Source organism: Mycolicibacter arupensis, assembly GCF_002086515.1.
GTDB lineage: Bacteria > Actinomycetota > Actinomycetes > Mycobacteriales > Mycobacteriaceae > Mycobacterium > Mycobacterium arupense.
This window is the reverse complement of the sequence record NZ_MVHH01000001.1, coordinates 64,817-84,483: the sequence shown is the minus strand read 5'-3', so window position 1 is coordinate 84,483 and position 19,667 is coordinate 64,817. Positions and strand designations below refer to the sequence as shown.

The window sequence follows — 19,667 nt, the reverse complement described above, 5'->3', positions numbered from 1 at the left end:
TGATCGACAGGGGTAGTGCGCATGCCGTTCGAAGCCCGGTGTCGTCCATTCGCGGCTGGTCGCCGCAGGCCTTGCACGTCTTCGGCTGGGTCGGGATCTTCTTGTTCGGGTTGGGTGTGGCTGTTCTGGTGCCGCGACTGTTCGTCACCGGGGCCGAGATTCGCATCGACGCCGAAGGGGTCTACCTGCGAAGCGGCGGCGGGCAGGTGATTCCGTGGAGTGCCATCAACCGGATCACGACGGTGGACGGTGGCCGTGTGCAGCTGGCCTATCTGTTCCTCAAGGACCCTGCCGTCTTACGCCGGCGCAGGCGATTGGGGGCCAAGTCTTTTGGCGATGTCGCCGTGTCGCTGCAGGGCACCGACGGAAAGATCAGCGAGATGCGGGCGGCATTCGACCACTTCGCTCCGGGCAGGCGCGACCGCGCACGGGACTGATCCCGTCGTGCTGCCCGCGCCGGCGGATGTGCTACTACTGCCTGTGATCCTGGATGAAAGGGTGTGCCATGGCCGGGCTCTACCACGCCGCTGTCGTCTTCCTGATCGTCCTGACGATCGTCACTTTCGCCAGCAGCTTCTGGTTCACCAACCCTTACGGCCGCTTCGCCAGTCCAGACGAACGCTTCACGCTGCCCGGCAAGATCAGCTGGCTGATGTTCGAATGCCCGCAGTGGTGGGCCTTCACCGTGACGTTCTGGCTTGTCGCGCATCAGCACGGGGCGCCGGCCGTCGTCTTATACGCACTGTGGCAGTGCCACTACCTCTACCGGGGGTTGATCTATCCGCTGAGCCGTAAGGGCGATGGCAAACGATTCCCCATCTCGGGTATCGCGTTCGGATTCACCTTCAACGCCATCAACGGGTTCGCCAACGGATATGCCGTAGCGCTGGCCCCGCACCTGCAACATGAGCACTGGTTCGTCGACCACCGCTTCCTCGTGGGGCTGGTGGTCGCGGTGGCAGGCTGGGTGATCAATTTCCAGGCCGACCGTATCCTGATCGGCCTGCGTTCCGACGGCGGCAGCGGCTACCGCATTCCCTACGGCGGGGCGTTCCGTTGGGTGTCGGCGGGCAACTATTTCGGTGAACTCGTGTTGTGGACGGGTTGGGCGATCATGGCTTGGACTCTGCCGGGGCTGATCTTCGTGCTGTTCTCCATCGCCAACCTGGGGCCCCGGGCGGTCGCGACCCACAAGTGGTACCGGCAGCAGTTCCCGGACTACCCGCCCAATCGCAAGGCGATCATTCCCGGGCTGCTCTAGCCGATATACAGGCGGACCGCGGAAATGGTTCCCGCGGACGCGGCTTTGTCGGAGAACTCGAACAGCCCCACCCCGCGCTTGCCATCCAACCGCACAGTCGCCGTGACGGTGCGCCCCGCGGCGATGAGCTTCTCGACCTCAAGATGCCGTGCCGTCGAGACGAATTCGGCGACCGCTATCTCGGTCACACCGTCTGGGCTCAGCGTGGCGGTGGGCGTCAGAAGTGACGCGACCGCGGCCGAATCGGAGCGGCCCAGTGCCGCAACCAGCTCGAGCACCCGCTGCTTTCCGCGTTTGCGTACCCCTGACAGGCCGCGCATGAATCCGGCGCAGCCGGAAAGTCCTTGGTGGCGCAGCAATTGCGGGCCCAAGATGATCGAGGCGAGCAGGCCGCGACCGCCGGAACCCAGCAACTGCCCGACCATCTTCTGCAGCTCCCAATGCGCGAACAGTCGCTGAATCTTCAGGGAGCCGTCCGGTCCTTCGCTGACCATGTCATAGCGCAGGTGCATCGGGATGTGCATGGTGACACCGGTGGACATCGTGGTGTGCACCGTGAGGTCGCGCAGGACCGACATGCCTGCGACCACATCATTGTCGACGTCGAACTCGATGGTGTTGGGCGCGATGAAGGTATCGAAGAATCGTCCGATGGCGGCCGCTCCGATGTGCGGAGTCGACCCGACGGGATCGTTCACCTGCCCGTCGGCGGCAAAAAGGCCGACCCAGGCCGCCTTATCGTGGACTGCGACGGCTTTCGGCGACTGTTCGGCGGCTTCCAGTAGTGCACCGGGGCTAGGGGAAGCATGTCGATCCGGCATCGGGATTCCTCTCGTCGTAAGAACCGCGCGGGCCCTCAGTCGCGCATCCGCAGGACGACCTTGCCGGCCGCGGTGCGATTCTCCAGTGCCGCCAGCGCCTCGGCCGCCTGATCGAGGTCGAACAGGTCCGGCTGGGGCGGGGCTACCTTCCCCGACGCCAGCAGCGGTTCCAGCACCGCCCACTGCCGCTCCAGCTCGCCGGGATGGGACATGATCCAGGCGCCCCAACCGACGCCCACCACGTCGATGTTGTTGAGCAGCAGCCGGTTCACCTTCACGGTGGGGATATCGCCGCCGGTGAAACCCACCACCAGCAGCTTCCCGCCGGGAGCCAGGGACCGCAGCGAATCGGTGAACCGGTCACCGCCGACCGGGTCGAGCACCAGATCCACTCCGCGCCCGCCGGTCAGTTCGGCCACCGCCTCCCGGAACCCTTCGGCAAGCACCGTGTCGGTGGCGCCGGCAGCGCGAGCCACCTCGGCCTTCTCCTGGGTGGAGACCACGGCGATCACTCGGGACGCGCCCAACGCTCCGGCCAGGCGCAGGGTGGACGTGCCGATACCCCCGGCGGCGCCGTGCACCAGAACGCTCGCGCCCTGCGCCAGCTGGCCGCGTGTGGTCAGCGCGAACAGCACCGTCAGATCGTTGAACAGCAGCCCGGCACCGGCTTCGAACGACACCGTGTCCGGCAGCTTGAACACCCGCTCGGCGGGCACCGAGATCACCTGTGCCATCGCACCGTTGAGCATGGTCAGCACCGCAACCCGATCCCCGGCGCGCACATGTGCCCCGGGCGGGGCACTGCGCACCACGCCGGCCGCCTCACCGCCGGGGACAAACGGCAGATCCGGCTTGTACTGATAGAGCCCGCGTGATTGCAACACATCGGGAAACGCCACGCCGGCGGCGTGAATGTCGATGACGACCTGATCGTCGCCGGCCGGCTCGTCGAGCTCTACCACCTGGGCGGAAGCCGGTCCGTCGAGTTGCGAAATCTGTACCGCGCGCATGGGCGAACCCTTCGTCAGAAGTGCTTTCGATGAAAACCTAGTCCACCCAGGCGTATGCTCGCGATGCGGCAGCGTTGCCGCGATTCCGGTGAGGTGACGATGAGTGCTCAACGGCCCAGTCGGCGGCGAAATGTCGGCACATTCCCGGCGGAGTTGCCGCCTGCCCGCACCATGGCAGTGCGCTCCGCGGACGGAACAAAGCTGCACACCCAGGTCTTCGGTCCGGCCGACGGATATCCGATCGTGCTGGCACACGGCATCACCTGCGCCATCCGGGTCTGGGGTCATCAGATCGCCGATCTGGCCACCGATCACCGAGTGATCGCCTTCGACCACCGCGGTCACGGCCGCAGCGGGGTGCCCAAGCGCGGCGGATACAGCCTGACGCACTTGGCTTCGGATCTGGACTCGGTGCTGGACGCCACCCTGGCTCCGGGAGAGCGTGCCGTCATCGCCGGGCATTCCATGGGCGGTATGGCGATCAGCGCGTGGTCGGACCGCTACCGGCACAAGGTGCAGCAGCGGGCCGATGCCGTGGCACTGATCAACACCACCATCGGCAACCTGCTGGCCGAGGTCGAGCTGTTCCAGGTGCCACCGCCGCTGCAGCGGGCCCGGGTGCAGGCGGCACGGCGCGGATTGCTGGCCTTTGGCAGCGTGCCCATCGTGGGCCCGGCGAATCTGGCCGTCCGGCAATTCGTGCACATGCTCGCCGTCGGTGGCGAAGCCCACCCGTCTGTCACCGCGCTGATCTGCGATCTGTTCGCCAGCACCCCGGCCGCCAGTCGTGGCCACTGGGTGCGGGCCCTGGTGGATGCACTGGGCCCGGCGTCCTACATCGACCTCGACGGTCTGACCGTGCCCACCTTGGTGATCGGCAGCAGGCGCGACCGGTTGCTGCCTCTGCTGGCATCACAGCGGATCGCCGACGCAGCACCGAATCTGACCCGTTTCATCGAGGTCAGCGGGGGACACTGCTCGATCCTCGAGCACCCCGCGGTGGTGAATCGGGAGCTTCGGGACCTGGTAGACGTGGCCTCCGGCTCCTCCGGTGACGTGGCCGTCGGTTCTGGAACCCGTCCCTAGGGTGCCGCAACAGCGTTGAAAGTACACACCGCTCTCAGTGGGCTCACCGGTGTCATCGATCAGGCCCGTGAGCTGCGCGAAGCCGGCGTCCGCGGTGTCTTCACCTTCGAGGGGCCGCACGACGTCTTCGCCCCGTTGACGCAGGCCGCCGGTGTGGGTGGCCTGGATCTGATGACCAACGTTGCGATCGCCTTCCCGCGCAACCCGATCCACCTGGCACACCAGGCCAACGACCATCAACTGCTCAGCGAGGGCCGGTTCGTCCTGGGTCTGGGCACGCAGATCCGTGCGCAGATCGAGAAGCGGTTCGGTGCGGCCTTCGACAGGCCGGTAGACCGGATGGTCGAACTCATCGGGGCGCTGCGGGCGATCTTCGACTCGTGGAACACCGGCGCCCGGTTGGACTTTCGCGGTGAGTTCTACCGTCACACGCTGATGACCCCGACGTTCAGTCCGGGACCGAATCCCTATGGAGCGCCGCCGATCTATGTGGGGGCGCTGGGGCCGCGGCTGACGCGTGCGGCGGCCGCTCATGCCGACGGGCTCCTGGTCATGCCGTTCTCCACCAAGCGGTTCCTGCACGAGAGCACCATGGCAGCGGTGCGCGCCGGGTTGGCTCAATCCGGGCGCTCTGAAAGGGATTTCGCGGTGGTACCCGAGATCATCGTGGCCACCGGCGCCACCGACGGCGAACGTGAGGCGGCCGAAGCCGCCACCCGGATGCTGCTCGGCTTCTATGCCTCGACACCGGCATACGCCCCGGTGCTGGCCGCGCACGGCTGGCAGGATCTGCAGCCCGAGCTCAATGCACTGTCCAAGCAGGGGCAATGGGCCCAGATGGGTGCACGGATCACCGACGAGATTCTGCACACCATCGCCGCGTGCGGCACACCGGCGCAGGTGGCCGAGCGCATTCGTGACCGGGTCGACGGGATCGCCGACACCGTCTGCATCTACCAGGCGGCGCCCATAGCCCCGTCGCTGATCGGTGAGATCGTCGCCGAGCTGCGCTAACTGAAAGTCAGTGCGTGCGCGGATCGGTCAGAATCTCTACCAGCGCTGGACCGCGATGTTCCAGGGCCTGGGTGATTGCCGAGTCCAGGGCGGCGGGATCGGTCACTCGCGTGCCATGGGCGCCGCAGTCGCGCGCAAACGCAGCGAAATCGGGGTTCAGTAGCGAGGTCTGCCAGACCTCGTATTCGGCGCTGCGCTGCTCTTCACTGATCTTGGCGAGTTCCCCGTTGTTGAGCAGGATGTGGGTGATGTTCATGTCGTACTTCACCGCGGTGGTGAAGTCGGCCAAGTACTGGCCGAATCCGCCGTCGCCGGTGATCGCGACGATAGGGCGGTCAGGGGCGGCAGCCCAGGCGCCCATGGCCGCCGGAAATCCGAAGCCGATCGAGCCGAGGTAGCCCGACATCAACACCGACTGCTGCTTGGTCTCGAAGTAGCGGCCGAACGAGTAGGCGTGATTGCCGACGTCGACGGCCAGCACGGCGTCCTCGGGTACCAGGTCGCTGAGCGCGGCGAAGATAGCCGCAGGCGCGACCCGACCCGGGACGCGCGTGCCGGCGCGCCGGGCTTTCTCCGCCCGCCACACCGCCCACCTCTCGGCGACTTCGGCGCGTTGGTCGACCAGTTCGGGGGCGGTGCGAACGCTCTCGAGCAGCGCGGTGGCCGTCACGCCGACATCGCCGAGAACCGGCACGGTGACCGGTCGGAACCGGCCCAAGGTGAGTGGGTCGGTGTCCACCTGAATGGTGGGCTTGTAGGGCGAGATGCCGGTGTGGTTGGAGAAGGAAGCGCCGAAAACCAGCAACAGGTCGGCTTTGTTCATCATCCACGAGGCCACTGGTGTGCCCGAGCGGCCCAGTACGCCGGCGGCCAGCGGATGACTGTCGGCGATCTGGCCCTTGGCTTTGAACGTGGTCAAGATGGGGGCGTGCAGTCGCTGCGCGAGCGCCACGATCGCGGGCATGTCGAACTTCGCGCCCGCACCGACCACCACCACTGGCCGGGTCGCTGCGGCAATCTGGTCGAGGGCCTGACCCAGCGCTGCGGCCGGCGGTGCGACTCGCAGGTCGGGCATGCGGCCCGCCGGCCCCGACGCTGTGGGGTTGGGGGCCGCCAGCACCTGGACCTCGTCGGGGAGCACGAGATGGCCGACGCCGCGGTCGAGGATGGCGTGCTTGAGTGCCATCGTCATCAACTCCGCGTGATCGGATCCCGCGCGCACCATCGCCGAGTAGACGGCGACATCGGCAAAGGCCGCCAGCAGGTCGATGTCTTGGAACGCGCCCTTGCCGGCCACCGACGAATCCACGTTGCCCGAAATCGCCAGCACGGGAACTCGGTCGGCCTTGGCGTCGTAAAGCCCGGTGAGCAGGTTGGTAGAGCCTGGCCCGGCGATCCCGAAGCACGCCGCGGGACGGCCGGTCAGCTTGCCGTAGGCCGATGCGGCGAAAGCGGCTGCCCCCTCGTGCCGAATACCGAAGTACCGCAGCTTCCCGGCGGTCTCGGCGCGGTGCATCGCCTCGGCCACACCGAGATTGGAGTGCCCCACCATTCCGAAGACAGTGTCCACGCCCCAATTGGTCATCGTCTCGACCAGAACGTCACTGACGGTTCGTGGCGGGTCCACCGGCGCTGGGGTTCCGACGTACACGCCGTCCGTCCGGACTTCGACCGGGTAGGTGCGGACGTCGAAGTCAGGCCCGCCTGCTGCCTCACCGGTGAAAGGATCGAAATCGAAACCGTGCCAGGGGCAACGGATCTTCCCGTTCTCCACGGTGCCCTGACCCAGTGGCCCGCCCTGGTGCGGGCAGCGGTTGTCCACCGCGCCGAATTTGCCGTTGAGTCGAGTCAGGGCAACGGCCTTGAGCCCGACGGGACAGGCCTTCACCTGGCCTTCGTCGAGCTCGTCGACGTCAACGGCCTTGTGCCACAGCAGTGCGGGGCCCTCGTCGTGTGCGTTCGGTGTGTCCTTCTCCAGGGTCACAGCGGTACGACTCCTGCGTAGGGGACTCCGCTGAGATAGGCGAAGTCGCGGTCAAATGTCACCAGATCGTCCAAGGAGAATTCGGCGAGGCTGCGATGCCCGCAGGCACGCGCCAGCACCACCATCAAGTCCACAGCGGAACGCAGGAACCGGTCCAACCGTTCTGCGGCCAGCTGGACCGGCAACCTGCTGCGAAGATGCGGATCCTGGGTGGCGATTCCGACCGGACAGGTGTTGGTATTGCATGCCCGCATCCCGACGCATCCGATGGCCTGCAAGGCGGAGTTCGACAGTGCGATCGCGTCGGCGCCCAGGGCTAGGGCCTTCACCATGTCGGCGGGCGTGCGGATCCCGCCGGTGATGGCCAGCGTCACCCGATCTGCCTGGGATCGATCCAGATGTCTGCGTGCGCGCGCCAGGGCGGGAATGGTCGGGACCGAAATGTTGTCCCGGAAAATCTTTGGTGCGGCTCCGGTTCCGCCGCCGCGGCCGTCGAGGATGATGTAGTCGACGCCGATGGTCAACGCGGCATCGATATCACGCTCGATGTGCTGTGCGCTCATCTTGTAGCCCACCGGGATGCCGCCGGAGACCTCACGGACCTGGTTTGCGAAGTCACGGAACTGCTCCACCGACGTCCAATCGGGGAACCGGGCCGGTGAGATGGCCGCCGTGCCGGGCGGCAGGCCGCGGACCTCGGCGATCCGACCGACAACCTTGTCCCCGGGCAGATGCCCTCCGGTGCCGGTCTTGGCGCCTTGGCCGCCCTTGAAGTGGAATGCCTGCACCTTGCTCAGGTTGTCAAAACTCCATCCGAAGCGCCCGGATGCCAGCTCGTAGAGGTATCGCGAATTCGCCTGCTGCTCTTCGGGGAGCATGCCGCCCTCGCCCGAGCAGATCCCCGTCCCGGCGAGTTGGGCGCCCGCCGCCAGCGCGGTCTTGGCCTCCTGCGACAGGGCTCCGAAGCTCATATCGCTGACGAACAGCGGGATATCGAGCATGAGCGGCTTGGCGGCGCCCGGCCCGATCACCGTCTGGGTGCTGACCGGCTCGTCATCCAGCAGGGGCAGCCGGGCCAACTGACCGGTCACCAGCTGGATCGAGTCCCAGGAGGGCAGCAGGTCCCGCGGCACACCCATGGCCGCCGTGGCCCCATGCTTTCCGACCCTGTTCAGACCGTGCGCGGCCAGTTCGTGGATCTGCGTCACGAACGGTTCCTCGGCGGTATCGGAGGGCGTGATCCACCTGCCCTGGTAGCCGTCGTCGCCGTAGGTCTGGGGATTCGCCTGCGCAAAAGCGGAAACCGCCCGGGCGTCGATGTACACCGCGCCGTCTGAGGTCCAGGCCGGAAACGTGGTCAGCTTCACCGCGGGGTTGACGGGGGACACGCCGGTGTCGGCGTCATAGCGCCATCCGTGCACCCCACAGATCAACAGACCATCGTCGAACCGGCCATCGGCCATCAGGGCGCCGCGGTGCGCGCACCGGCCGTACAGCGCCGAGACCACGTCGCCGCGGCGCACGAGAACCACGTCCACGCCGTCGACCACCACGGGGTGCGGCACACTGTCGGCCAGTTCGGCGGTGGATGCGACGCGCAGCGCGGTCTCCGGTTCGGAAGTCACGATCCGCGGATCCGATACCGCTCCGCCCCAGAGCCCTTGATCGCTGTGCTGTCTATCCCCACGGGTTGAAATGTACGCCTGAAAAAGCAGACGCACATCACTGTTCGCTGCGGCGGGATAGGCGCCGGTTCCTGTCAGAATTGTGTTGTGCCGCTACTCTTCGAACCCTTGCGCCTGCGCGACCTGACCATTCCGAATCGGATCTGGATGTCGCCGATGTGCCAGTACTCCGCCGCCCCCACCGGCCCCTCGATGGGCGTGCCGACGGATTGGCACCGTACCCATCTGATGAGTCGGGCCGTCGGCGGCGCCGGGATCATCTTCACCGAGGCCACGTCGGTGAGCCCGGAGGGCCGCCTGTCGCCGTATGACACCGGGATCTGGAATGCCACGCAGGAGCAAGCCTGGTCGGCGATCGTTGACGATATCGAGAGCTGCGGAGTGGTCGCCGGAATTCAACTCGGGCACGCTGGACGCAAAGCATCGACGGTGGCGCCGTGGGACGGGCACCGGTCGCTGGACCCGTCGGATCCCCTGAGCTGGAGCACCCTGGGACCGACCAGCCAACCCTATGGGGAATTCGTGGCGCCCAAGCAGGCGACGGTCCACGACATCAGCAAGATCATCGATGACTACATTGCGGCCGCCGAACGCGCGCTGCGGGCCGGCTTCCGGGTGCTGGAGATCCATGCGGCACATGGGTATATCCAGCATCAGTTCTTGTCGGCGGCCAGCAACACCCGCGACGACGACTACGGTGGCGACTTCCACCGGCGGGTCAGGCTGACGCTCGACACCGTCGCCGCGGTCCGCAGCGTCTGGCCGCAACACCTTCCCTTGTTCGTGCGGGTCTCCGCCACCGACTGGGTCACCGACGAGCCGGGGCTGGAGGTGGGCAGCTGGACCGCCGACCAAACCGTTGAACTGGCGAAACTGCTGGCGGAACGTGATGTCGATCTGCTCGATGTGTCCTCCGGTGGGAATGTGCCGCATGTGCGGATTCCGGTGGGCCCGGGTTACCAGGTGCCGTTTGCCCGTCGTGTGCAGCGCGAAACAGCGTTGCCCGCCGCGGCGGTCGGGATGATCACCGAAGCAGCTCAGGCGGAGTCCATCCTGGCCGAGGGGGATGCGTCCGCGCTGATGATCGCTCGACAGCTCTTACGCGATCCCTACTGGCCTCGTCATGTCGCCCGCGAGCTGGGAGCCACGATCAACCCGCCCGTTGCTCGCCAGTACGCCCGGGCCTGACACCAGCGTTAGGTCCTAGGGAGCCATGGTGACCCAGTCCGGGAATCCCGTCGGGTCGTGGCGTCCCAGCACGCCGTGTTCGTAGAGGCCCCAGCCCTCGACCGGGGCGGCGTCCCCGTCGCGGCACACCGCCCGCCCCACGTGGTCGATCATCCCGAAGCTGGTGCGCCCCAGGACGCCCGGATCGGTCATGTCATAAGTCAGCCGCTCGGTGAACTTCTCACCCTTCCACTGGCCGTGCAGCCAGTCGATGTCGCCGCCGTAGCCGCCGCCGACGTGGATGGGTACCGGCAGCTTGGACTCCACCTCGAAGACCACCGGTGTGCCGTCGGGCCGGCTTGCCTCGATGGTGGCCCCGGTGGCGATGCGGGTGCCTGGCCGGTAGCGGGTGGAGATTCGTGGCCAGCCCAACTGCTCGACGCGGCCGTCACGCCAGATACGGCTGCAGTCGTTGAGGGAACGGAAGCCGTCGGGCTCTTCCTGGATGATCATCACCACCGCGAAGTCCTCGAATGCCATCGGCAGGTACAGCCACCACATGCCGTCGAACGGCGGGTCGGCGGGCCGGCCGGCGGGCTCGCGTTCCCCGACCGGCCGAATGCCCCACGAGCGGTCGCGTGATCCGATCCAGACGTCGGGATCGACGGCGATCTCTTCACCGTCGATCACGATCTGTCCACTCCAGCAACCGACTTGGGCAAAGCGCTGTGCATCCAGGGTCACCCGGTTGCCGGTACGCAGAATGTGCCGCTGCTCCTGCACGGGGTCGAACAACCCTTCCCAGCGCAGGTCGAGCGCGATGCCCTCGGTCTCATCCATCACCACCCGCAGGCGGCGCAGCGGATCGGTGACCTCTATGCGGTAGGCGCCGATCCGCTGATTGAGCCGGTCTTGGTCCATGGCGTCGGACAGGTGCACCGCGGTCTGGGTGTCGCCGCGGCGTATCAGGACGTAGGCGTCCTTGACGCCAAGGTTGGGGTAGTAACCGGACCCGGTGATCAAGAAGATGTCCCCGGTTCGGTCGTGGGCGTTGAGGTAGCAGCGGTCATAGAAATTGCGATCTGAAGAACCCGGCCAGGCGATCGGTTGGGGTATCTGGTGAATCGGAAACTCGTCGAGTGGGCCGAGCATCAGATCTGTTCTCCGATCAACTTTTTCAGCAATCCGGCGTGATAGAACAACGATTCGGGGTCATCGGGCTTCTCCATCTCCCCGAAGTGGACCCGGCGGGCCCCGGTGCGCATGAACACGATCGCCCACATCACCCCGGCGTAGACGTAGAACCAGTGCAGGTCGCCGAGTTCGACGCCGGTGAGCTGCTGGTAGGTGGCCCGGACGTCGTCCTCGCGCAGTACCTGCGGAAGACCGGGCAGCCCTGCCAGGCCCGCGAGCTCTTCGAACACCAAGTGCGCGAAGATAACCCACGACACATCCAGCTCGCGAGGTCCCAGCGCCACCATCTCCCAGTCCAGCACGGCAACGGGCCGGAAGTCGCGATAGAGCACATTGCCCACTCGGGAGTCGCCCCAGCACAGCACCGTGTCGCCGGCGGCCGCGTCGGCCGGCCAGTTGTCCTCCAGCCAGGCCAGGGTGCGGTCCAGCAGCGGGGAGCGCCCCATGTCGGGGACCGCGAACTCATACCACTGCCGGACGCCTTCGAAATGACGTCGCAGGGCGGTGTCCCCGCCCGATCCCTCGTCGAGGAAGGCGAACGTCTGCGCCGCATCGGGAATCGCGTGCAGCTTGGCGAGCACCTCGATGGTGGAGTCCTGCAGGGTCCGCTGCTGTTCGGGCGTCGCGTCGGCGAACCAGTTGCTGCCGAAGGTATAGGGCATGACGTCGGGCGGCACTTCGCCGTCGACGCGGTCCATCAGGAAGAAGGGCCGGTCCAGCACGTCGCCGGTGGGCTCGATCCAGCGCACGGTGGGTACCGGCACGTCGGTGAGTTCGCCGACGAGCCGCATCACCTCGAACTGATGGTCCAGCCGGTAGGACGGAAACACCGGAACGTCTTCGGCTGCAGGGGCCACCCGCATCACCCAGCGCTGTTCGCTGGGGGCACCGTCGGACGTCCAGTGGCCGGCGAGCATGATCGTCTCCGAGGACATGCCGTTGGTGTCGACGCCGCTTTCCACGGTGATCTCCGGCGTGGCCGAGCCCGGCAACTGGGTGGCGAGCCAGCGAGACATTACCGTGGGCAGGGTGGTCACATCGCGGCTCGAACGTTGGATTCGACCGACGTCCTTCTCCACAGTCGGTTGGTCGACCACGGTTGTATCCTCCGTCAGGGTAATTACGATACGACAGGTAGCGTTATGAAAGCAGAACCTTCACCGGTTGACAAGGGGTCCGGAGCCGGACGGCCCCGCGACCCCCGCATCGACGCTGCCATATTGCAGGCCGCCGTGGAACTGGTTGTCGAAGTTGGCTATACGAATCTGAGCCTGGCCGCCGTCGCCGAGCGCGCCGGCACGACCAAGACCGCGCTGTACCGGCGGTGGCCCAGTAAGGCCGAGCTGGTGCACGAGGCGATCTTCTCGGTGCCGCCGAGCGCGGTCACCGCCCCGCCGGGCGATGCCGCCGGTGACCTGCGGGCGATGATGGCCGGTGCGCGCGACGCCTTCACCAACCCGGTGGTGCGCGCGGCGCTGCCCGGCCTGATCGCCGACATGGCGACCAATGCCGAGCTGACCGCGCGAGTGCTGGAACGCTTCCAGGGCCTCTTCGAGGTGATGCGCCGTTGGGTGGCCGACTCCGTGGGCCGCGGCGAGGCGCGGCCAGGGGTGGACCCCGACCGGCTCGTCGAACTGATCGGCGGCGCGGCACTGTTGGCCATGATGCTGCGGCCCGGCGACGACCTCGATGACGGCTGGGTGCAACGAACCGCCGACATCATCGCCCACGGAGTCATGGCCTAGTCCGATGTCTCCAGCGAACGATCCGCAGCCCGTGACCCCGAGCACCGGCACGCTGCGCATCGGCGTGCTCGGCGCGGCGCGGATCACCCCGGATGCCCTGCTCAAACCGGCCGCCGCCCATCCCGAGGTGGTGGTGAGTGCCGTGGCGGCCCGCGACGCCGAGCGCGCCCGCGGCTTCGCCACCAAGCACGGTATCGACCGGGTGCACACCAGCTACGACGCGCTGATCGCCGACCCGGATCTCGACGCCGTCTACATTCCACTGCCCAACCACCTGCACGGCAGCTGGACCCGCGCTGCGCTGACGGCCGGCAAGCATGTGCTCTGCGAGAAGCCCTTTACCGCCAATGCGGCCGAGGCTCGTGAGATCGCCGCGGCGGCCGCCGCAACCGATCGCGTGGTGATGGAGGCGTTTCACTACCGCTATCACCCGATGACCGCCCGCATCGAAGAGGTGATCGCCTCGGGCGAGCTCGGGGAGCTGCGCCAGGTGGACGCCGCACTCAGTTTCCCGCTGCCGCGGTTCTCCGACATCCGCTATGACTACGCACTGGCGGGCGGGGCGCTGATGGACGCCGGCTGCTACGCGGTGCACATGGCGCGTACCTTCGGCGGAGCAACCCCGGAAGTCGTTTCCGCGCAGGCAAAGCTGCGCGATCCGCTCGTCGACCGCGCGATGACGGCGCAGCTGCGGTTTCCCGCCGGCCACACCGGGACCATCCGCTGCTCGCTGTGGTCGACCAACCTGCTGCAGGTCAGTGCCCGCGTGATCGGTGAGCGTGGCGAACTGCGGGCACTCAATCCCCTGATGCCGCAGTACTTTCACCGGCTGCAGATCCGCTCGCCCCGCGGCAGGCGAGTCGAGCGGTTCACCCACCGCGCGTCCTATGCCTACCAACTCGACGCGTTCGCCGACGCGGTATTACGCGGCGCGCCGGTGCGCACCACCCCGCAGGACGCGATCGAGAACATGACTGTCATCGACGCGATCTATCGGGCGGCCGGGCTCCCGCTGCGCGAGCCGGCAGCGCGCCGCTGAGTTCCGGTCAGGCCTGGTGGCCCGGCTCGAAATCCTTGACATCGGAGAACGACAGCAGGTCGACGTCACCCTCAGGCGCATGGCCGGCGACAGGTTCCATGAAGTGGCCGAGGTGATCACCGAGGTCGATGCGACGCAGGATCTTGCCGACGAACCACCCGGGCGCGTCATCGAGAATGGGCATGCCCGCCGGCCCAGGGTGCCAGGAGCAGCGCGCGAACTTGTCGATGTCGTCGCCGGTCTGACTGCCGAACAGCCGAGCCAGTGCGACATCGCGACGTGCCAGGACGTGGATGGCCAGATGGTCGGACTGGGCGGCCACGGCGAAGGTGTGGTTGCGCTTGGACACCCCCACCAGAAACCTCGGAGGATCGATGCTGGTCTGGGTGGCGAAACCCACCAGGCAGCCTGCGGGGTGACCGTCGGCCGCCGTGGTCACCACGAACATGCTGTAGTCCAGCTTGGCCACCAGTGCGTCGAAAGACTCGTCGGGCATATCAGGGGTGTACCCGCCCCGGGCGACAGGCATACCCCACTTACTGCGCGAATTGCGTTGCCGCGTCCACCAGGTCCAGCAGCGGCTGCGGCAAGATGCCCAACAGCACCGTGGCCGCGGCGCACAGCGCTATCGCCGCTTTGCTCCACACACTGGGAAGCACCAGATGCGGCGGGTCGGCGGGGGAGTCGGTGAAGAACATCAACACGATGACTCGCACGTAGAAGTAGGCCGCAACGCCGCTGGCCACCACGCCGACCACCACCAGGGGCGCCGCACCACCCTCAGCGGCCGCCTTGAACACCGCGAACTTGCTGATGAATCCACTGGTCAACGGGATTCCGGCGAAAGCCAGCAGGAACATCGAAAACAGCAGACCCACAATGGGATATCGCCGGCCCAAACCGGCCCACCGGGACATGTCGAGCTCTTCTTCGCCGCCGGGGTTGCGGATCAGATTGACCACGGCGAAGGCCCCCACCGTGGAGAAGCTGTAGGCCACCAGGTAGAACAACGTCGCGGAGATGCCGGCCGGGATCGCCGAAAGCACACCGGTCAACACAAAGCCCGCATGGGCGACCGAGGAATATGCCAGCATCCGCTTGACCTCGGTCTGAGTGATCGCCGCGATGGTGGCGACCACCATGGTCAGCACCGCGATCAGCCACAGCAGCGGACGCCAGTGGTCATGCAACGCAGGCAGTGCCACGTAGAGGATCCGCAGCATCGCACCGAAGGCGGCGACTTTGGTGGCGGCCGCCATGAAACCGGTGACCGGTGTCGGAGCACCGACGTAGACGTCGGGAACCCACGAATGGAACGGCACGGCTCCGACCTTGAAGAACAGGCCCACCAGGACCAGGCCGGCGCCGATCAGCGCCAGCGGATCACTGCTGTGGGAGAACAGCTGCTCGCCGATCTCCGGCAGTGCCAGCGTCGCGGTGGCGCCGTAGAGCAACGCCGCACCGAACAGAAACAACGCCGAGGAGAACGCACCCAGCAGGAAGTACTTCAGCGCCGCCTCCTGCGAGAGCAGGCGACGGTAGCGCGCCAGCCCGCACAACAGATACAGCGGCAGGGAGAGCACTTCCAGTGCCACGAACATGGTGACCAGGTCATTGGCCGCCAGAAACACCATCATGCCGCCCACCGCCAGCAGGGTCAGTGGGAACACCTCGGTCTGGGTCACCCCGGCGCGCGCCGCGTCGAGTTCGGCGACGCTGTCCGGCACGGCAGACGCCTGCGGTGTGAAGGCGTCCAGGCCCGCGTGCCTGGGGGCGGCCGTCGGCGCGGTCGCCGCGCCCGGACCCTCGGGAACGCCCGCACCGATGTTGCGCTCGGCGATGAACACGACGGCCATGATCCCGACCAGCACCAGGGTGCCCTGCAGCACCAACGCCGGCCGGTCGACGGCCACGGCACCCAGTACGGCGATGCGCCCGGAGGCGGGCAGTTCGCGGCCCACCGCCACGATGGCGGCGAATGCTGCGGCCAGCCCGGCGACCGCAAGCAGCACCTGCATGACGTAGCGCGCCCGGCGCGGGACGAACGCCTCGAACAGCACGCCGGTGACCGCGGTGCCGAAAACGATCAGCAGCGGCAGCAGGAGGCCGTACTCGACGGATGGGATTGGCATGCCCGACATGGTCAGTGCGCCCCCTCAGCGGTCAGCGGTGCCGGGTCGGTTTGACCGATGGTGGTCAAGGTGTGCGCGACGCCCGGATTGATGATGTCCAGTGCGGGTTTGGGGTAGAAACCGAGGAACAGCAGCAGGGCGATCAACGGCGCGACCACAAGCAGCTCGCGGGGCACCAGATCTCGGATGCCCTCATTCTCGTGCGTGACCGGGCCGGTCATGACCCGTTGATACAGCCACAGCATGTAGATCGAGGACAGCACCAGCGCCGTGGAGCCCACGGCAGCGGCAACCCAATAGCGGTTGAATGTGCCGACCAGGACCAGGAATTCGCTGATGAACGGGGCCAGCCCAGGTAGCGACAGGGTGGCCATGGAGGCCACCATGAAGGTTCCCGCCATCACCGGCGCCACCTTCTGCACGCCGCCGTAGTCGGAGATCGCCCGGGCGCCGCCACGGCGGGCGACCAGGAACCCGGCGATCAGGAACAGTGCCGCCGTGGACAGTCCGTGGTTGAGCATGTACAGCGTCGAACCGCTCTGCCCCTGACTGGTCATCACGAAGATCCCCAGAATGATGAACCCGAAGTGCGAGATCGAGGTGTAGGCGATCAGTCGCATCATGTCGCGCTGGCCGATGGCCACCATCGCGCCGTAGACCACGCCGATGACTGCCAGCACGATGATGGCCGGCCGAAAATACGTTGAGGCATCCGGGAACAGCTGCAGGCAGTAACGCAGCATCCCGAAGGTGCCGACCTTGTCCATCACCGCCATCATCAGCACTGCGGTCGCCGGGGTGGATTCCACGGCGGCATCGGGCAGCCAGCGGTGCAGTGGCCACAGCGGGGCCTTGACCGCGAAGGCGAACATGAAGCCGGCGAACAGCAGTTTGAGGACGCCCGGGTCCACGGTGGTGGTCGCGGGGGAGAACATCGAGACCAGTTCCCGGAAGTCGAACGTGCCGCCGGAGGTCCCTTCGCCGGAGCTGACCACGTACACCCCGATGACCGCGGCCAGCATGATCAGGCCGCCGAACAGGTTGTACAACAGGAACTTCAACGCAGCTTGTGATCGCTTGGCTCCGTTGCCGAATCCTCCGATCATGAAGTACATCGGGATCAGCATCGCCTCGAAGAACACGTAGAACAGCAGCACATCGAGTGAGACCAACGAGATCAACACCATCGCCTCGACGGTCAATATCAGTGCTGTGAACGCGTGCGGGCCCCGGCTGCGCAGTCCCGTGCCGTCGGTATCGCCGTCGTTCCAGCCGGCCAGCATGAGCAGTGGCACCAGGCCGGCGGTCAGCAACGCCAGAATCACCGCGATTCCGTCCACACCCAGTGTGTAGCTCGCCCCGAACGCCGGAATCCACCGGTGGGACTCCACGAACTGATACGGCGCGGCCACCGGGGTGGTGTCGAACTCGGCCGTGACCACGACCGCCACCGCCAACGTCACGAAACTCGCCAGCAGACCTACGCATTTGGCCAGGCCGGCCCGCCCGGCAGGCAACACGATGACAAGTCCGGCGCCGACCAGTGGCACCAGCCACAGCAGGCTCAGCAGGGGCAGTCCGTTGGTGTTCACAGCTGCACCGCCAACACCACCGCGACCACCAGGACCGTGCCGGCCAGCATCGTCAACGCGTACGAGCGCACGAACCCGGTCTGCAGTCGCCGCACCAGATATGACGCGAGCGCCACCAGCCCGGCGGTCGTGTTGACCGAACCGTCCACCACCCGGTCGTCAACGGTGACCAAGGCCTGAGCCAGTCGGTTTCCCGGACGCATGAGCACCTCCTCGTTGATGGCATCGCCGTAGAGATACTTGCGGGCCGCGACCGTCAGTGCGGACACGTCCGTGGGTGCGGTGACCGGTATCGGCTTGCGGCCGTACATGTTGTAGGCCACGGCAACTCCGAGCCCGACAACGCCCAGCGTGATCGCACCGGTCAGCCAGGCCGGGATGGCGTGGGCGGCCTCGTGGTCGGCGACCGCCGCCACGGAGCGCACCACCGGCTCCAGCCAATGCTCCAAGCGCCCGCCGATGGCCAGGGCCGCCCCGGCGAAGACCGCGCCCAGGGCGAGGACGATCATCGGCCAGGTCATCACCCGCGGCGACTCGTGCGGATGCTGCAGTGCCCGCTCCGCGCTCACCTCGCTCTCGTCGGCGGCCCAGCGACGCTCTCCGCCGAACGTCATGAGCATCACCCGGGTCATGTAGAAGGCGGTGATCCCGGCGCCCAGGATCGTGACGGCTCCCAGCACCCAGCCGCGCGTGCCGCCGGAGGCCAACGCCGCCTCGATGATGGCGTCCTTGGACCAGTAGCCCGCAAACGGCGGCACTCCGATGATCGCCAGGTAGCACAGACCGAAGGTGGCGAACGTGACCGGCATGAAGCTGCGCAGCGCGCCGTAGCGGCGCATGTCCTGTTCGTCGTTCATTCCGTGCATCACCGAGCCCGAGCCCAGGAACAGCCCGGCCTTGAAGAATCCGTGGGTGAGCAGGTGCATGATCGCCACCGCGTAGCCGGCCGGCCCCAGGCCCGCGGCCAGCACCATGTAGCCGATCTGGCTGACCGTGGACGCCGCCAGCGCCCTCTTGATGTCGTCGTTGGCGCAGCCGATGATCGCCCCGAACAGCAGGGTCAGGGCCCCCACGACGACCACCGCCAGCCGGGCGTCCGGCGACAGATCGAACACCGGGCCCGACCGCACGATCAGGTACACACCGGCGGTCACCATGGTGGCGGCGTGGATCAGCGCCGAGACCGGGGTGGGACCCTCCATGGCATCGAACAACCAGGCCTGCAACGGAACCTGCGCGGACTTGGCGCACGCCCCGACCAGCAGCAGCAAGCCGATGGCGGTGGTCAGCCCGCTCGGTCCCGCGTCCTCGACCGCGCCGAACAGGCCCTCGAAGGACAACGTGCCGAAACCGGCGAACATCACGAACATGGCCAGCGACAGTCCGATGTCGCCGACCCGGTTGGAGACGAACGCCTTCTTGCCGGCCGCGGCAGCCACCGGCTTGGTGTACCAGAATCCGATCAGCAGGTAGGACGCCAGACCGACGCCCTCCCAGCCGACATACAGGCCCAGATAGTTGTCGGCGACGACCAGCAGCAGCATCGCCGCGACGAACAGGTTCAGGTAGGCGAAGAAGCGCCTGCGGTCGGGGTCGTGCTTCATGTAGCCGGTCGAGTAGATGTGGATCAACGAGCCGACGCCACTGATCAGCAGGACGAAGCAGATCGAGAGCTGATCGACCAGCATGCCGAAGTCGACCTGCAGGGCGCCCACCGGAACCCAACTGAACAGATGCGTGTGGATGGCCCGGTCTTCGCCGTCTCGGCCCAGCATGTCGGCCAGCAGCGCCAGCCCGATCCCGAAGGAGGAGAGCACGGTGACGCAGGCCAGCAGGTGACCCCATCGGTCGGTTCGGCGACCGCCGAGTAGCAGGATCAGTGCACCGGCCGTGGGCAGGGCTACCAGCAGCCAGCTCAACTGGCTCACGTTCGTCAT

17 protein-coding genes are annotated in these 19,667 nt (G+C 66.9%); 7 read left to right on the top strand and 10 right to left on the bottom strand.

The window, feature by feature from the left end; genetic code table 11:
• Window positions 1-38: 38 nt before the first annotated feature.
• Both BST15_RS00395 and BST15_RS00390 read left to right on the top strand, forming a co-directional pair.
• Window positions 39-437 (top strand): PH domain-containing protein, encoded by a 399-nt coding sequence (locus BST15_RS00395; protein ID WP_046188459.1) that lies wholly within the window; start codon window positions 39-41, stop codon window positions 435-437.
• A 68-nt stretch (window positions 438-505) separates the two neighbouring features.
• Window positions 506-1,261: a DUF1295 domain-containing protein gene (locus BST15_RS00390; protein ID WP_046188460.1), complete on the top strand. Its 756-nt coding sequence runs from the start codon at window positions 506-508 to the stop codon at window positions 1,259-1,261.
• On the opposite strand, the gene BST15_RS00385 is transcribed toward BST15_RS00390, so the two are convergent.
• A complete protein-coding gene (locus tag BST15_RS00385; RefSeq protein ID WP_046188461.1) occupies window positions 1,258-2,082 on the bottom strand; it encodes a nuclear transport factor 2 family protein in 825 nt (274 codons plus the stop codon). The genes BST15_RS00390 and BST15_RS00385 overlap by 4 nt on opposite strands.
• Before the next feature lie 35 nt (window positions 2,083-2,117).
• Window positions 2,118-3,092 (bottom strand): NADPH:quinone oxidoreductase family protein, encoded by a 975-nt coding sequence (locus BST15_RS00380; protein ID WP_046188462.1) that lies wholly within the window; start codon window positions 3,090-3,092, stop codon window positions 2,118-2,120.
• 99 nt (window positions 3,093-3,191) lie between these two features.
• Here BST15_RS00380 and BST15_RS00375 point away from each other — a divergent pair, with 99 nt between their 5' ends.
• Together BST15_RS00375 and BST15_RS00370 are read left to right on the top strand one after the other, a co-directional pair.
• Complete coding sequence (locus tag BST15_RS00375) at window positions 3,192-4,178, top strand: alpha/beta fold hydrolase (protein ID WP_046188494.1); 987 nt, start codon at window positions 3,192-3,194, stop codon at window positions 4,176-4,178.
• Between the two features lie 15 nt (window positions 4,179-4,193).
• Entirely contained in the window at window positions 4,194-5,192 is a 999-nt protein-coding gene (locus tag BST15_RS00370; RefSeq protein WP_046188463.1) for a TIGR03617 family F420-dependent LLM class oxidoreductase, read from the top strand.
• A 7-nt stretch (window positions 5,193-5,199) separates the two neighbouring features.
• On the opposite strand, the gene BST15_RS00365 is transcribed toward BST15_RS00370, so the two are convergent.
• On the bottom strand, window positions 5,200-7,176 hold the full coding sequence (locus BST15_RS00365; protein ID WP_234708212.1) for a thiamine pyrophosphate-dependent enzyme: 1,977 nt from the start codon (window positions 7,174-7,176) through the stop codon (window positions 5,200-5,202).
• Complete coding sequence (locus tag BST15_RS00360; RefSeq protein WP_046188464.1) at window positions 7,173-8,801, bottom strand: glutamate synthase-related protein; 1,629 nt, start codon at window positions 8,799-8,801, stop codon at window positions 7,173-7,175. The genes BST15_RS00365 and BST15_RS00360 overlap by 4 nt, the downstream gene beginning before the upstream one ends.
• A 147-nt stretch (window positions 8,802-8,948) precedes the next feature.
• Here BST15_RS00360 and BST15_RS00355 point away from each other — a divergent pair, with 147 nt between their 5' ends.
• Entirely contained in the window at window positions 8,949-10,049 is a 1,101-nt protein-coding gene (locus tag BST15_RS00355; RefSeq protein ID WP_046188465.1) for an NADH:flavin oxidoreductase/NADH oxidase, read from the top strand.
• A 15-nt stretch (window positions 10,050-10,064) separates the two neighbouring features.
• Here BST15_RS00355 and BST15_RS00350 read toward each other — a convergent pair whose 3' ends face one another.
• A complete protein-coding gene (locus BST15_RS00350) occupies window positions 10,065-11,180 on the bottom strand; it encodes an Rv3169 family protein (protein ID WP_046188466.1) in 1,116 nt (371 codons plus the stop codon).
• A complete protein-coding gene (locus BST15_RS00345; RefSeq protein WP_046188467.1) occupies window positions 11,180-12,319 on the bottom strand; it encodes a phosphotransferase family protein in 1,140 nt (379 codons plus the stop codon). The genes BST15_RS00350 and BST15_RS00345 overlap by 1 nt, the downstream gene beginning before the upstream one ends.
• A 45-nt stretch (window positions 12,320-12,364) precedes the next feature.
• Between BST15_RS00345 and BST15_RS00340 the strand changes: the two genes are divergently transcribed.
• Both BST15_RS00340 and BST15_RS00335 read left to right on the top strand, forming a co-directional pair.
• Window positions 12,365-12,967: a TetR/AcrR family transcriptional regulator gene (locus BST15_RS00340; RefSeq protein ID WP_046188468.1), complete on the top strand. Its 603-nt coding sequence runs from the start codon at window positions 12,365-12,367 to the stop codon at window positions 12,965-12,967.
• Between the two features lie 4 nt (window positions 12,968-12,971).
• Window positions 12,972-14,006, top strand: coding sequence for a Gfo/Idh/MocA family protein (locus BST15_RS00335; RefSeq protein WP_046188469.1), 1,035 nt, complete (start codon window positions 12,972-12,974; stop codon window positions 14,004-14,006).
• Between the two features lie 7 nt (window positions 14,007-14,013).
• Here BST15_RS00335 and BST15_RS00330 read toward each other — a convergent pair whose 3' ends face one another.
• The 4 genes from BST15_RS00330 to nuoL are packed head-to-tail and all read right to left on the bottom strand — an operon-like array spanning window position 14,014 to window position 19,667.
• Window positions 14,014-14,502 carry a flavin reductase family protein gene (locus tag BST15_RS00330; protein WP_046188470.1) on the bottom strand — a complete coding sequence of 163 codons (489 nt, stop codon included), beginning with the start codon at window positions 14,500-14,502 and terminating at the stop codon, window positions 14,014-14,016.
• 40 nt (window positions 14,503-14,542) lie between these two features.
• Entirely contained in the window at window positions 14,543-16,147 is a 1,605-nt protein-coding gene (nuoN, locus tag BST15_RS00325) for an NADH-quinone oxidoreductase subunit NuoN (RefSeq protein ID WP_046188471.1), read from the bottom strand.
• A 2-nt stretch (window positions 16,148-16,149) separates the two neighbouring features.
• Window positions 16,150-17,730, bottom strand: coding sequence for an NADH-quinone oxidoreductase subunit M (locus BST15_RS00320; protein ID WP_046188472.1), 1,581 nt, complete (start codon window positions 17,728-17,730; stop codon window positions 16,150-16,152).
• Window positions 17,727-19,667, bottom strand: a complete 1,941-nt coding sequence (gene nuoL / locus BST15_RS00315) for an NADH-quinone oxidoreductase subunit L (protein WP_046188473.1) — start codon at window positions 19,665-19,667, stop codon at window positions 17,727-17,729. The genes BST15_RS00320 and nuoL overlap by 4 nt, the downstream gene beginning before the upstream one ends.

Excerpts from the sequence above, each read along its gene's own strand:
- nuoL (WP_046188473.1), bottom strand. The coding sequence starts at position 19,667 with ATGACGAACGTGAGCCAGTTGAGCTGGCTGCTGGTAGCCCTGCCCACG.
- BST15_RS00340 (WP_046188468.1), top strand. The coding sequence starts at position 12,365 with ATGAAAGCAGAACCTTCACCGGTTGACAAGGGGTCCGGAGCCGGACGG.
- BST15_RS00330 (WP_046188470.1), bottom strand. The coding sequence starts at position 14,502 with ATGCCCGACGAGTCTTTCGACGCACTGGTGGCCAAGCTGGACTACAGC.
- BST15_RS00350 (WP_046188466.1), bottom strand. The coding sequence starts at position 11,180 with ATGCTCGGCCCACTCGACGAGTTTCCGATTCACCAGATACCCCAACCG.
- BST15_RS00335 (WP_046188469.1), top strand. The coding sequence starts at position 12,972 with ATGTCTCCAGCGAACGATCCGCAGCCCGTGACCCCGAGCACCGGCACG.
- BST15_RS00390 (WP_046188460.1), top strand. The coding sequence starts at position 506 with ATGGCCGGGCTCTACCACGCCGCTGTCGTCTTCCTGATCGTCCTGACG.
- BST15_RS00385 (WP_046188461.1), bottom strand. The coding sequence starts at position 2,082 with ATGCCGGATCGACATGCTTCCCCTAGCCCCGGTGCACTACTGGAAGCC.
- BST15_RS00380 (WP_046188462.1), bottom strand. The coding sequence starts at position 3,092 with ATGCGCGCGGTACAGATTTCGCAACTCGACGGACCGGCTTCCGCCCAG.
- nuoN (WP_046188471.1), bottom strand. The coding sequence starts at position 16,147 with ATGTCGGGCATGCCAATCCCATCCGTCGAGTACGGCCTCCTGCTGCCG.
- BST15_RS00375 (WP_046188494.1), top strand. The coding sequence starts at position 3,192 with ATGAGTGCTCAACGGCCCAGTCGGCGGCGAAATGTCGGCACATTCCCG.